This is a genomic window from candidate division KSB1 bacterium (assembly GCA_034506335.1).
Classification (GTDB): domain Bacteria; phylum Zhuqueibacterota; class Zhuqueibacteria; order JANLFK01; family Oleimicrobiaceae; genus Oleimicrobium.
The window spans coordinates 19,903-33,383 of sequence record JAPDPR010000002.1; the positions used below are offsets into that span (position 1 = coordinate 19,903).

The following is a 13,481-nucleotide window of genomic DNA, read 5'->3' on the forward strand; positions in this document are numbered from 1 at the left end:
ACTGAAAAAGGGTACAAATATCCCAGGAAAAAATCAAGGGAAATCAAGGCACTGGCGCCTGGCCTCGCTCCGGCTGCACAAAATGGTTGAGGCCAGCGATACCCTTTCCCAATGGTTCTGCGCCAGCGATAGCAGCGGTTACAAAGGCTTTGGCCCTGCGCACCGCCTCAGCCAATGGGTGCCCCTTGGCCAAACCCGCGGCAATGGCTGCGGAAAACGTGCATCCGCTACCATGCGTGTGTGGATTGCTCAGGCGTTCGCCAGTCAGTACCACCATAGAGTGCCCGTCGAAAAGCACGTCCGTGGCATCGTCGCGCAAGTGGCCACCCTTGATCACCACTGCCGAGGCGCCCAGGCCAGCGATCCGCTCGGCAGCGCGCTCCATGTCGGCGACGGAGGAGATGGGCATCCCCGCAAGGGTCTCAGCCTCCGGGATGTTGGGCGTCACCACCCTCGCCAGAGGCAGAAGCTCCTCCACCAAAGCCGTGCGCGCCTCCGCCCGGAGAAGAGGCTCACCGCGCTTGGCCATCATCACCGGATCCACTACTAAGTTGGGCACCCGGTAGTGGCGCAGCTGCCCAGCCACCGCCCGCACTATCTCAGCATTGGCCAACATGCCGGTCTTTGCCGCGTCAGCGCCTATGTCTGAGAGGACGCACTCCAGCTGCTTCACGACAAAATCCGCAGGTACCTCGAACACTCCGTGCACACCAAGCGTGTTTTGTGCAGTCAAGGCCGTGATTACCGACATCCCGTACACCCTGAAGGCGGCGAAGGTCTTCAAATCCGCCTGAATCCCTGCTCCGCCTCCCGAATCAGAGCCCGCAATGGTCAGTACGCGAACCATTCATTCCTCCGGCTTTTTCCCTACGCCAGACCAAGGCCGTGAATGGGGGCACCGCACTGCGCACAGGCTCCATCCTTGAGGCGCCGGCTTCGCACTGAGAACCCATAGCGCTCAATGACCTTAGCACCGCACCGGTAGCAGTAGGTGTGCTCGCCCTCATCGCCCGGCACGTTGCCACTGTACACGTAGTAAAGCCCTGCCTCAAGCCCAATCCTGCGTGCGCGATGGAGAGAGTCAAGGGGCGTCGGGGGTAGTTCGGTCATGCGGTACTGCGGATAGAAGCGCGTAACATGCCAGGGCGTCTCTTTGCCCAGTTTCTCAGCGATAAAGCGGGCAATCCTGCGCAACTGATCCTCCTTGTCCACATGCGTGGGAACCAGCAGGGTTGTCACCTCCACCCAGATGCCCAACTCCTTCATTAGACAGAGCGTCTCCAGGACGCTCTCCAGGTCTCCACCCACCACTTTGCGATAGAACTCCCGGTCAAAACCCTTCAAGTCCACGTTGGCCGCATGCAGCACCCCTTGGAGCCGGCGCAAAGGTTCAGGAGAGATAAACCCATTGGTCACAAAAACGTTCTTGAGACCATGCGCCACCGCAGCTCGCCCACAGTCTTCTGCGTACTCATAGTACACGGTCGGCTCCGTGTAAGTGTACGCGATTGTCCGGCAATCGGTCCTGAGGGCCGATGCGACCACCTCCTCTGGGGGGAAATCCTCTCCTGCGATGTGCCCGGTGGCGCGGGGCATCTGCGAGATGTCGGCATTCTGACAAAAGCGGCAGCTAAAATTGCATCCCACCGTGGCCAGCGAAAAGGATCGCGAACCAGGATAGACGTGGAAAAGCGGCTTTTTCTCGATGGGGTCAACGTGCACCGCGATGGCCTTCCCGTAGACGAGCGAATACAACGTCCCCCCACGGTTCTGGCGCACGCCGCAAATACCCGTGCGACCGTCGTGAATAGTACACCGGTGCGGGCAAAGCTCACACCGCACCTTTCCGCCTTCCAGCTTGGTGTAGAAAAGCGCCTCTTTCATCTGGCCTCCCGGCCCCTTTGGCTAAAGACGCACCCGCAATAGTTCTGCCGATAGAGCCCCAGGGCACGGCTCAGCTCGATGCTGCGCTTGAAGCCGTCCTGCTTCTTAAAGTTGGCGGCCAGGAATGCTACTCCGTAGCGAGTCGCAATTTCTTGGCCCAAGGCACAGATCACGCCTGCATCCTTGTGAGGGCTCACGGTGAGCGTAGTCGCGAAGGTGCCGATGCCGCGGCGCACCGCCTCTCTGGCAGTGGCCTCCAGACGCATAGAGAAGCAGACACTGCAGCGCCGCCCTTTTTCTGGCTCCTGCTCCAAACCTCGTACCGCCTCGAACCAGGCTGTCTGGTCGTATGGGCCGACCACCAACTCCACCTGCATAGCCTCTGCCACCTTGCGCATCTCTTGCGCGCGCAGTTCATATTCTGCAGGGGGATGAATGTTCGGATTGTAGAAAAAGACTACAACCTCCCACTCGGGTTTCAGCCGCTCTATAGCCACTGTGGCATCGGGCGCACAGCAGGCCAGCAGCAGGATGCTCCGGCGCTCGGAAAGCATGTCATGCCTCCCCGAGTGACATGATGCGCCCCATGAGGTATTCGCCGGCTTGTTGAAGCTGATCCGCGGCGAAGGGCAAACGGAACGGACGCCCTACCGTCAACGTCACCTTGTGGCGCTGCAGGTGGCTGTCCCAGCGTGGCAGCACCTCGAAGGAGCCACGGATGCGCACCGGGACGATGGGCACACCGGCCCGCACAAGAAAGCGGACCGTCCCCACCTTGGGCGGCAAAGCTCGACCGTCCCACGTGCGTTCACCTTCCACAAAGATTCCCACCGGCTCCCCTGCCTGTAACACGCGGAGGGCATTCCGCACCACAGAAGGGTCAGTTTCATGCCGGCGCACCGGAATGACCCGCAGCTGGCGCATCACCCAGCAGGCGGCGCGACTCTTGAATTCGGTGTTCTTGGCCAAATACGACACTTTGCGCGGCAGCAAGGTCAAGGTAAAGAATGAGTCAAGGTACCCCTCATGGTTGATTACAAGGACAAAGGGGCCCTCTTTCGGGATATTATGGCGCCCGTGCACGCGCACCGCAAAAAGGGCGCCCAACACCAACCCTCCCAGCATTTTGACACAGGCGTAGAAAAGCCTGGAAGTGAATGGCTCATGCACTGCCGGAGTAACGGATGCCGGTCGCACCAGGTTCCGCCCTTCCGGCCGCACGGGCCAGGAGAACGTGACATGGGGCTGAAACTCGACAATCTGCTTGCCCCCGTGCCCTTGCCAATAAGAGCGCAATGCCTGGCGGCACAGGTACTCATACTTCAGCGGGCTTTCTCTGAGAAAACGCACCTGAAAGTAGCGCTGTCCCCGGACCTTGAAAACAAAGTTGCGGGCGTCTGTTGTCACACAGGTAATCTCCTGCCAGGGAAAGCGCCAGTGATGCTCCTCGCCCAGGAATTGTAGACCTTCCTTAGTCAGCACGACTTTGCCCTTGTCTACCGGGACGACCTGCTCCAGCTCGGCCCGTACACCAGCGCCAGTCGAATACCGTCCGGCCGGACGGGCTTGTAAGAGTGTTGCTTCCTGGCTCACCATGCAATTGCTCTCGTCGCCGCCACGTCCGTTCCGGGTCCATGGGAGGGTGGGCAGGTCTCGCACTTTGGCGAACCAATCCGCGCAGTCCCGAAACCTCCCGTCCAGTCCCAGGAGTCGCCCACGGCGCACAAAAGTCGCGCCGCAGTGCGTACAGGTCGTCCTGCCCTTCCTGGTGTAAAGAGCATCGATGTGTTGGCACGCGGGGCACGCGTAAAGAAGGTCGCCAATCATAGTTTCACCATTGCCCGTTGTTCCTCCGGACGGCAAACACCGCTTTGCCCAAGGAACTCCAGTTGTGAAAGGTGAGCACGCCGGGTTTGCGTCCGTGTTCTTTCAATAAAGAAGCTACAAAACCCCACAACACAATGCAAGCTAATTCTTCGTTCGCACACACTTCCGGCTTACCGCAGGCGCACAAGCTTGGTGCAGTGCGTCCGGTTCCCAACCCGAGCGCGAATCAGGTAAACGCCCGAAGGGAGATCATTCCCCAGCGTGTCCTTTCCGTCCCACTGCAGCCAAGTAGCACCTGCTTCCAGGTACCCTTGCGCTAGCACTTTGACGCGCCTCCCCAGCACGTCGTAGACCGCCACTTCGACTTTACAGGGCTGCGCGACGGTGAGCATGATGTGTGCGCCGCCTCTCGCCGGGTTCGGGTGAATGGATATCGCTTCACCCCGCGCTTCGCCACCGGCCGAGACCTTGATGGGCACCAAAAGCACCGGGCGTGACGGATCATTGGTGGTAACAACTAGCCGCGCCCGCGCCTCCGCTTCCGCGCTGCACGAGAGGGTCAGCAGCGTACGAGTTCCCTGCGGTACCGCACCCTGGCTCGGCTGCACCGTGAGCCCTGGTGCCGACGCGTTCAGCCGAAGGAGGGCGAGGTCACTCTCGTCGTACCCGCTTCCCACAGGTGGCCAGGCGACCATCCGCTGTTCCTGGGGCCTGCCGCCAAACCGCTGGGCAAAAAAGCCCAACCTGGGCCACCCTTTTTCCGCAGTTTCTAAGACCGGCAAAGCAATAGATGCCTCCATAGCCAGACACGGCTCCCCTTGGGCATCACAACCGAACGCGTGCGCCACGGTGATTGCAGGTTCGGCAAACCAACGGGGGCCCTCGGTGACCCCCACGGACTGACTACTCGCAGTGATGCTTACACGAGGAGCTTGGGGATCAATTCTTAATTGAATCCCCACGAGGTACTCGTCTCCCTTGGTCAAGAAATACCACTCTTGCCGTACATAGAGCCGAGTTTGGTCGTTCTTCAGCCTCACTGTTCCCAGTCGCTGGTCGCCCTCCACAAGAGTGACCTCTGCTGCATCCCACCAGCGCAGCGGGTCCAAGCCGTGGGGCACGATGTGAGCAGGCGGTGACCATAACTCGGTGGTATTCGTCGACTCCGGAATAAGGTGGGTCTGAAAGAGAAGTAGCCCTTCTCCGTGATTGGTAAGCGTGAGGCGCTCGCTTGCGCCCTTTGCCCCACTTGGGTGCACCTGCACTTGTGCAGGCATCAGCTCCGCTTTGGGCTGTCCTTGCACCGCTGAAGCGAACCAGCCCCGCGCGGGTAACCGCGCGGTCCGACCTGAGGCATCGGAGGCAACGAGGTAGTACAACAGGGTCGTATCGACCGATTCTGCGCGAAGCGATGCTCGCCACCACCCGTGGCCCAAGGGTTCCAATGGCGTTGTGGCGAAGCCCAGTAGCGTGTCCCGCGTGCTATGCACCACCACCTGTTCCACGCGGTGATCGTCCTCCACTGCGCACTCCACCGTCATAGGCACCTGCGCGGCGACGACCGGCGGAAGCAGATGGGTCTGCCCGAATCGTGGCGGCTCATTGGGAACCTCCACGTCCACAAAGAGCGTGTCGCCCTTCTGCCCAACTATGTGCAGCGAAACGCCGGTGTTTTGGTCCTGGATCAGACTGTCGTGCGTGCCTGGCACCAAGCGATAGGCATGAGAACTGGGATTGGTGCGCGGCCCAAAGTGAGCGCTTGATGCTGAGCCCAGGCGGAGCTGGAAAAAGTCAGCGGAGGAGCCGGTGTAGTCGGGCGAGATATCCAACGAATCCAGTCCGGCGACCGGATCAGGCCTTCCGGCCGTCCACATGCCCGCGGCGCTCTCCACGTCCCATATCTCGGGCCCGCTTTGCGGGAGCCCATCGTCCACCTTGATGTGCCACACCAGAAGGCCCCGTCCGGCGTAGGCCGAATCGTAGTCGCTTCCCTGGTGGTTGCACACCCAGAAATACTGGTTCGGCGTGGCAAATACGCGCAGTACTGTTCCGCCCTTGCGCACGTCGCCCATCGCCACGCTCCGGGCGGTGTCTGTGACGTCCACCACCTGCGCCTGATCCATCCACCCTGCACGGTGCAGATTCTCCACACACAAGGGCACCAGGCGATGGACTTTGCTGTCCATAAGGCAATAGTCGCCAAAGTGCTTGCGACCCACCGATGGCGGGTGCACAAAGCCGAGGAGATGGGCGTACTCATGAGCCACAAGCCCAAAGAACATATCCTTGGGCTGCAGGTCCACCACAATACCCGGGCCATCGTAGGGGGCCCCTGCTGCACACGGGAGCATTGCCATGCCGGAGATAGCCGGCAGACAATCTTGGAGAAACGCCAGAATCACCGCACCGCTTCGCTCCAAGGCGCCAGGGTGGTCTTGAGCCACCGCAAGGAGAACATCTCTACACAGGTATGGCAGGTCTTTACTCGGCTCAAACTGGGCATAGGGGCCTTGGGCAAAGTAGCAGCCCCCGCCTTGTCCTGGGCGCAACAGGGTGCAAAGCTGGGGCCGGTGTCGCCCCCCTGACATCTTGGCAAAATAGTCGGAGAAAACCACCTCCAGCTCTCGCCAGAAAGCCGGCACCACAGTATCTCCCTGGTCGGGAAAAGCCACGTACACCATTGAGACTGAGGCGCTGTCGTGACTCGCCAAGGAGTAAGGCGCATCAATCTGCTGGCACACCTGTCCACGGTGGGCGGACTCACCTCGCTGGGAGAACCAGTCGCCGTCGAGCCAGGCAATGAGGGCAGAAACTAGCACCGCCCTGCAGCTCAGGGTGTAGAGACGGTCGCGCCTTCTCATATGGAGGAGCAAACGGAAAGAAGTGAGCCCTGCTTGACTGGCGGCAAAAGGAGAAGAATGGGCCGCACACCGACACAGCTACGATGCCGGCCGTGTTTGCCCAAGGGGTTACGGCGCATGGCTTGCCGATAGCAGCAAGAACCGGTTGAGTCATCGAGCGGCCGGAGCGAGGTCGGCTGCCCTAAAGGTGTGCTAAGCGTGTGTTCGGCCTCCAGCACCGGCATATCCCTTTCACTCTGGGGCCAGGGCATGGCCGCCCCTCCCGAGCTCAGCCTGGCAGAAGCAGGGTGCTGTTGCTGCTGAAAGTTTTGCATGCTGGAATGTCCGCCGCAAGATCACAGGCGAGGAGGGTCCTTAAGGCAACGACGAAGTCCAGTTGGACGAACAAATCCCTCGCCCGTAGGCATGTCTCTTCGGACACCGACAAAGGTGGAAAAACGCGCATAAGGTAGGCCTCGTGCGGGGAAGTGCGCCCGCGCGCCGAGGGCAACCTTCAGAATCCGGCTGCCCTTAGCTCTCGCGATAGAAGACAAAAGGATAGTTCACGATCACCGTGCCGCTCTCGATGGGGTCAAACCGCCACCTGCGGACTGCGTTCACCAGCTCGTTGATGAACTCTCGGTCGGTGATGGTACTCTCCACCACTTCTACCTTGCTCACTAAGCCGCTGGCCGTGATGGTGATATCCAGGCTGACCTTGCCCTGGAGATTGGGGTTGCGCTTGAGGTACTTGTTGTAGATGTAGGTGATGCGCCCCATATTGGCGCTCACCACAGCCCGCAGTGCCTCCGGGTCACGCCGGCCACGCGCTTCCTCACTGCCAGTGACGGTGGCGGTGCGCTCGACGGTGACAGTCCCCTCCTTCTTGAGCTGCACGCTGGGCACACTCGCGTCCAAGTCCCCGAGGAGGTCGTCGATGCCGCCGCTCTTCGTTGCTTCAAAGAGCTCTTCGAGGCCAGCACCTTTCCCCTGGGTTCCTTCCCGTCTTCCCACCCTAAGGTCGCTCTCACCGGCCACGGCAACCAATTCGTGCACCAGCCCCTTGTCCATTAGGATATCCACCAGGGTGCCACTCCGACCTCCCTCGCCGGTGCCAGAGATCAGTCCCAAAAGCCCCTTTGTGGTGACGGTCCGCGCCTCGGCTCCCCCTCCGCCGCCTCCCCGGCGAGCTGCTTCGGAGGTTCTCTCCGCTTCTTCCGCTTTGGGTTTCTCGGCAGTAGACGGGGCGGCCGGGCCACGCGCACTCTCTACCACCGGCTGGACCTGCGACCGAACGACAAAACGAGCAAAGCGCTGCGGCACTTTGTCCAGGTCCACCGGTTTTCGCTCGGTGATGGTCATTCCGCTCAACTGCCACACGGTGAATCCCACAACCAGAAGTAGACCGCTCAGCACCAGCTTGAACAGCGGCTCCTCGGTGAGGCTCTTGAGCAGGTTGCGCGTGAGCGAGAACTCCGTGGGCGGCGCCGTCACGGGCACTTTGACCCGTTCGCAGGCGAATTCCACCCGCGCCGGGCCCACATACAGGCAGCCCTGTTTTCCTGCGCTCAAGGGCAGAAGGTAGGAGGTGCCGCGGCGGGGTAGAAGGCCATGCTTGACCAAATCGTGCACTTTGAGCCGGGAGTCCTCGACCCAAACCTCACCTTGGACAAAACCTTGAATCTGCGCGACGAATCTTCCATTCAGCCACCCTAACAAGACATGCCGCTCGGGCACTCCTTCGCTCCGCACGACGACATCGTTTGCTGAGGCACGCCCAACGGTAAGACGTTCGCCCTCCCCTAACACGCGCTGAGCGGCGCCGTCGCCCTGGGTCACTTTGATCTGCAGCTGCTCAACGATTCGCTCTTTCGCCATCTCTTGCACACCACCTCATCCAACCCTGGCCACCTGCACTCCTGCCCATCTACTCTGCACGCAGCACCGCCAGGTTCATGTCATTGTAGCCCATCCGCCCGCAAGTCACCATCACACGCTTGAGCAGCTCAAAAGGCGTACTTTTGTCCCCTTGAATGGTGATGTTGCCAGCAAAGGTGCTCACCGCGCCCAGTTGCCCAATGCCTTCGGTCAGCGCACGAAGGTCCTGCAACTCTTTGAGGAGAGACGGGATCACCAGCTCCCCCCTTGCGAGGACTTCTGCGTTCCGCGCGATGGGGCGACCGTCCAAAAGGATCCACTCATGCGTAATGGCCACGATGGAGGTGGTCTTAGGCGGCAAGGTCGCAGTCGACTCCGGCAGGCGCAGGTCCCGCGCAATGGTCATAATCTGCCCTTCGGCCGAATAACTTTTCAGCAAGAAAACCAGCAAGATGGTGAACATGTCTATCATGGAAGTGAGGCGCAACGTAAAGCTTCCCGTGCGCCCGCGCCTGCGTGGCGGCAATGGCTGCCATCGTGCCGAATCCTGTGACGAGAACATGGAACCACCCACGGTCATAGTTCAGCCCGCCAGCGAAATGTTGGGGAACCCCGCCTCACGGCAGGTGTCCATCACCTTGACGATCACTTCATACAGAATAGCGGAGGCAGGCGAGATGACGATATCTTCGCTCTCCGGATACCTGGCCTTGACCGCCTTGAGCTGCGCTGCCAACCCCTTGTAATCGAACGCTCCACCCAGCTTAGGCAGTTTGGGATGGTTCATGTAGGGGCTGTTGAGCTGGAAACCGTCCTCTTCCACTGCCAGGATATTCAGGATGGCCGGCTTGTCTTGCGCCGCTACTCCACCCTTACGACCGGCAGCGGGCAGAGAGAGTTCCAGTACGGCGATCTTGACAAACACGGCGGTCAGAAGGAGAAACGGCACCAGAATCAGGAAGAGATTCATGACGCCAATGATGTTGACGTCCGCCTCGCCGCGAGTGCGGCCCCGCCCAAGTGCCGCTTTCAAGTTCATTGCCTACTCCCTGCCCGAAGTCACGCCGTGAAAAACGCGCGCCACACTCTCGTTGATCTCGTCGATCAACCCGTTGGTCTTCTCCTGCAGGTAGCCGTAGGCAAGCAGACAGGGAATGGCCACAATGAGGCCGAAGGCGGTGGTATTCATGGCCTGCGAAATGCCCACCGAAAGAAGCTCCGCCTTTTGTGCCGCCTCAGCTTGGGCGACGGCCTGGAAGGAGACAATGAGGCCAAAAATGGTTCCCAGCAACCCGAGCAGCGTCGCGACGTTGGCAATAGTCGAGAGGTAATGGGTGCGTTTCTCCAATTTGGGCACCTCTACCAACGCAGCCAGTTCGAATGCGCGTTGTACCTCCTTTTCGCCGCCGCCGTTGTGCAGTTGCTCCAGGCCGGCCCGGACAATCCGCGGCAGGGGAGCATCCGAACGTCGGGCATAGTCAATGGCGCGGGCAACGTTTCCGGAACGGACCAGCTCCAAAACCCGGCTGACAAATGCGCCGCTATCGATCCGCGTTTTGAACGCCAATACGATAATCCGCTCGATCGCTATCGCATAGCCGAACACCATCGCCAACGCGATGACGTACATGAACGGCCCACCGTGCTTAAAGAATGCGGCAATGGTCTCCAAACTCACTTCCTCCTCTTCTTTCCCATACCAGCCTCACCTGCCCAGCCTTTTGGTGCTGGTGGCAGATACACCTACCAAGGAATGTAGTCGAGCGCATGACGGTTGAGCGTCTTGCGCACCGCGTCTCGTTCAACAGGACGGAAGATCTCCTGAAAAAACGAACGGTCAATGCCAATATCATCCACACGCGGGTCGCTGCCCGGCACAATGAAGACAGCCTGCGGTTTTTCCAGACGTCCCAGCACCTCTATCTTGTTCACGAATACTTTCACCGCATCCTCTACCACTGAGGGGTCGCGGCTAGTGGCCTTCTGTTCCACGTCGGAGACGAGCTTGTTGAGTTTGTCCTCGACGGGCTTTTGCTGTCCCCAGGCTGGCACTGCACCGAACAACACTACCACCAACAGCAGAGCCCCAGCACACAAGCCTCGTGTACGCAACCGCATCTCCCTATCCCTTATTCGTCCCCGGCCTCTGTCCAGGTGCAGAGCCGTCGTCCGTTTGTAGCCCAGCGTCCGGCCCCAGCTCGATGAGAAGAGCTTGCAAGCGCTTGCGACTTTGGGCAACCCATTCATTGTCGATGTTACTCTCCTCGGCGCGGCGTACGTTGGCGCGGTAAGTCTCAAGGGCCTGCAGCTTGAAAGGCTGTGTCGTTTGCACCAGTTTCTCATCATACACCAGCCGTTCGTCTGGGGTCAGGTTGTCAGGCCGGGGAGACTCCAGGAAGGCACGCACGAACTCCTCGAATGCCAGGCCGATACGATAGGAAGCCGCCGTGGCCCATTCCGCCACCTTGTACTTGGCGGCATCCTTGTAGGCCTCAAGGACGCGCTTTAGCTCATCGCGCTTCCGCACCAGATTCCTCTCCAGGGGCGGTACGAGCTGGATGCGACAATAGTCCTGAAAAAGTATTTCACCGATCATGAACTGAGCATGAGCAGGCACGTAATCATCCACGACTTCACCGCGCAGGATGTAAGAGTTGTACTGGGCGATGGTTCTCGCAAAGGCCTCCTGGGCTGCTCGGGAGTCGCCCTGCTTAAACGCCATGTCGCCGATCTTGAAAAGTGCCTCCACGTGTTCATTGGGCTCTACGCCACTTAGCGCCACATAGCGTTCATAGACGCGCCGGGCAGCCGCCCAGTCCTGGAGATTCTCGTAGCAGGCTCCCGCATTGAATAACGCCCTCGCCAAATAGGTGGAGGTGGGCGCAACTTCGCCCAGGCGAACAAAATCTTGCGCCGCCTCCTGCCACTGCCCCATGCTCTGCCTCAGCACGCCCGCGCGGAAAAGGGCCTCGTCCACCAGTTTGCTGCGCGGATACGACCGAGGAAGGTCCTCGAAGAGCTGCACCGCATTTTCCGTCGCCCCGCTCTGTTCGAACAGAGCGGCGGCTTCGTACAGGGCGCGCTCCGCCACTTCCGGGTCCCGCGCGGAGCCCGCAAGGCGCGCAAATGCCGCTGCAGCATCCTGCAATCGCCCCTGACCTTTGAGCGCCTCTGCCGCCTTGAACCGGGACGACGCCACCATTCGCTGGGCCCGCTCCACATAGTCGGCAGAATCAGCATATGCCGTGGCAAGTCTATTGTACCACGCTTCCGCCTCCTCGTACTGCCCACTCTTGAACAGAGACTGGGCGATCATCGTAATGGCCTGGGCGGTGTACGGACCACGTTCGGGAATCTCGGCTACCTTTCGGTAAGCCTGAACCGCCAACGTGAAGCTTCCCAATTGATACAGGGTTTCGCCCAGTTTCATCAGCACCTCAGCCCGTTTCGGGCTCTGGGCGAGAAACCGCTCAAAGTCGTTGCACGCTTGCACCAGATGGGCCTGAGCGGGGTGTGCCACTCGCACGGGCTGCATGACCCCCGAGCCAAGGAAATCGTCAATATAGGCAGTCATCGAGTCGGCACGCACACCACCTTGGCAAAGTTGGTAGTAGCATAGTATGCGATTGTAGGCCGCCTGCTCCTTGAAGCGCTCGTCCTCATAGTTGGTCATGCACTGGTAATAGGCCTCTGCCGCTCGTTCAAAGTCCCCCACTTCGTACAGGCACTCGGCCAGGAGAAAGTTGACCTGAGAAGCCTTGTCACCATGTGGGAACTTGCTGAGGTATTGGGAAAACCTGTCGATAGCCAGACGGAAGGTGCGGACCTGGCGCTGCTCCTGAGCTTTGGCATGGTAGTACGTGCCCAACTCGAAGAGCGCCTCTTGCGCCAGTCGCAAGGCATTGGTGCGGATCTCGCCCTCCGGGTACTGGGCAAGCCATGCACTTCCGGGCCCAAAGTTGGCAGCCAGCACCTCGCGCGCCTGATTCGCCTTCTCCTCCTCCCCAGCCCGCTCATACGTCTCCACAATGCGCTTGTAGAGTACTGGCGCATCGTGATAGAAGGGAAAGACCTCGAGCATCGTTCTGTAGGTTTCAATGGCCTCGTCGTAGAAGTTACGCGCATTGTAGATGTCGGCCATCTTTAGAAAAATCTGGATCGGATAGTCGCGGTCCTGTTTGGTCTGGAAGAAGGCCCGAGCCTTGGCCGGGCCGCCGAACTCGGTGAAGGAGGCGGCGATGTATTCAATGGCCTCTCGACGCAGGTCAGCCTTGTTCTTGTTCCCTCCCGCAACGCGACTTCCGGACGCAATCGCCCGCGTTTCCTCAATCAAGTAGACAAAGCTGCTTATCGCGTTGGCGTAATCGTTAAGGTTGTAATAGGACCAGCCCAACTTGTACAGTCCCATCTCGAAATAGGGGCTATCCCACTTGTCGAGAAGACGGCGGTAATGAGTAATGGCCTGTTGGAATTCTCGACGTTCGAAGTAGTATTCGCCCAAACGAAAATCGGCCTCCGGTACCAGCGGGCTTGTTGGTGCCTCCGCCAGGAGACGATCGAAATATTCCCTGGCCCTGTCTCGATTTCCCTCGTCCAGATGACTCATCGCCAGGCGATACAGCACGCGGTCTTTGAAGTCGATGGTGGGGAAGAGGTCGAGGAGCTTGGTCGCTATGGCGATGGTCTTCTGCAGATTGATGCGTGGCATAGTGGGCGGAGACGGCAGAAGACCTTGGTCGTATTTCGCCATGTCCGCCTCGTAGACGGTCATCTGTCGCTGAAACTCCAGATCCGCCTTGCGGGCGTAGAGTTCGGCCAATTGGAACATCACCGTGGGGGTGAACTCAGCCCGCGGGTACTTCGCAAGAAGGGTTTCGTTCTCGCGAATCGCCTCGTGCAGACGCGCCTCCTCGATGGGGGAGATCTGGCCCTGGGTCACTACTTGCGCCAAAGCGCCAGGAGTCCCTCCCACCTCCAGGAGCAGTGCGATGACCAAAGCCCCACCAAGTTTCACCCTTTGGTGCCAGTGCCTTGTCCGTAGCCCTGTCATGT

At 59.9% G+C, this 13,481-nt stretch carries 11 protein-coding genes; all 11 read right to left on the reverse strand.

Features of this window, described 5'->3' with window-relative positions; translation table 11 throughout:
- Positions 1-43: 43 nt before the first annotated feature.
- Positions 44-847 carry a bifunctional hydroxymethylpyrimidine kinase/phosphomethylpyrimidine kinase gene (thiD, locus tag ONB25_01250; protein ID MDZ7391515.1) on the reverse strand — a complete coding sequence of 268 codons (804 nt, stop codon included), beginning with the start codon at positions 845-847 and terminating at the stop codon, positions 44-46.
- A gap of 20 nt (positions 848-867) precedes the next feature.
- A complete protein-coding gene (gene amrS / locus ONB25_01255; GenBank protein MDZ7391516.1) occupies positions 868-1,884 on the reverse strand; it encodes an AmmeMemoRadiSam system radical SAM enzyme in 1,017 nt (338 codons plus the stop codon).
- Positions 1,881-2,438: an epoxyqueuosine reductase QueH gene (locus tag ONB25_01260; GenBank protein MDZ7391517.1), complete on the reverse strand. Its 558-nt coding sequence runs from the start codon at positions 2,436-2,438 to the stop codon at positions 1,881-1,883. The genes amrS and ONB25_01260 overlap by 4 nt, the downstream gene beginning before the upstream one ends.
- A 1-nt stretch (position 2,439) precedes the next feature.
- Positions 2,440-3,480 (reverse strand): 1-acyl-sn-glycerol-3-phosphate acyltransferase, encoded by a 1,041-nt coding sequence (locus tag ONB25_01265; GenBank protein ID MDZ7391518.1) that lies wholly within the window; start codon positions 3,478-3,480, stop codon positions 2,440-2,442.
- A 401-nt stretch (positions 3,481-3,881) separates the two neighbouring features.
- The gene (locus ONB25_01270; GenBank protein ID MDZ7391519.1) at positions 3,882-6,572 is read right to left on the reverse strand and encodes a T9SS type A sorting domain-containing protein; all 2,691 of its coding nucleotides are present in this window, start codon (positions 6,570-6,572) and stop codon (positions 3,882-3,884) included.
- A 510-nt stretch (positions 6,573-7,082) separates the two neighbouring features.
- Positions 7,083-8,429 carry a TonB family protein gene (locus ONB25_01275; protein MDZ7391520.1) on the reverse strand — a complete coding sequence of 449 codons (1,347 nt, stop codon included), beginning with the start codon at positions 8,427-8,429 and terminating at the stop codon, positions 7,083-7,085.
- A gap of 49 nt (positions 8,430-8,478) precedes the next feature.
- Positions 8,479-8,991 (reverse strand): biopolymer transporter ExbD, encoded by a 513-nt coding sequence (locus tag ONB25_01280; protein ID MDZ7391521.1) that lies wholly within the window; start codon positions 8,989-8,991, stop codon positions 8,479-8,481.
- 21 nt (positions 8,992-9,012) lie between these two features.
- A complete protein-coding gene (locus ONB25_01285) occupies positions 9,013-9,468 on the reverse strand; it encodes a biopolymer transporter ExbD (GenBank protein MDZ7391522.1) in 456 nt (151 codons plus the stop codon).
- 3 nt (positions 9,469-9,471) lie between these two features.
- Positions 9,472-10,107 carry a MotA/TolQ/ExbB proton channel family protein gene (locus tag ONB25_01290; protein ID MDZ7391523.1) on the reverse strand — a complete coding sequence of 212 codons (636 nt, stop codon included), beginning with the start codon at positions 10,105-10,107 and terminating at the stop codon, positions 9,472-9,474.
- A gap of 65 nt (positions 10,108-10,172) precedes the next feature.
- Positions 10,173-10,541, reverse strand: coding sequence for a hypothetical protein (locus ONB25_01295; protein ID MDZ7391524.1), 369 nt, complete (start codon positions 10,539-10,541; stop codon positions 10,173-10,175).
- Between the two features lie 10 nt (positions 10,542-10,551).
- Positions 10,552-13,479 carry a tetratricopeptide repeat protein gene (locus tag ONB25_01300; GenBank protein ID MDZ7391525.1) on the reverse strand — a complete coding sequence of 976 codons (2,928 nt, stop codon included), beginning with the start codon at positions 13,477-13,479 and terminating at the stop codon, positions 10,552-10,554.
- Between the last annotated feature and the right edge of the window lie 2 nt (positions 13,480-13,481).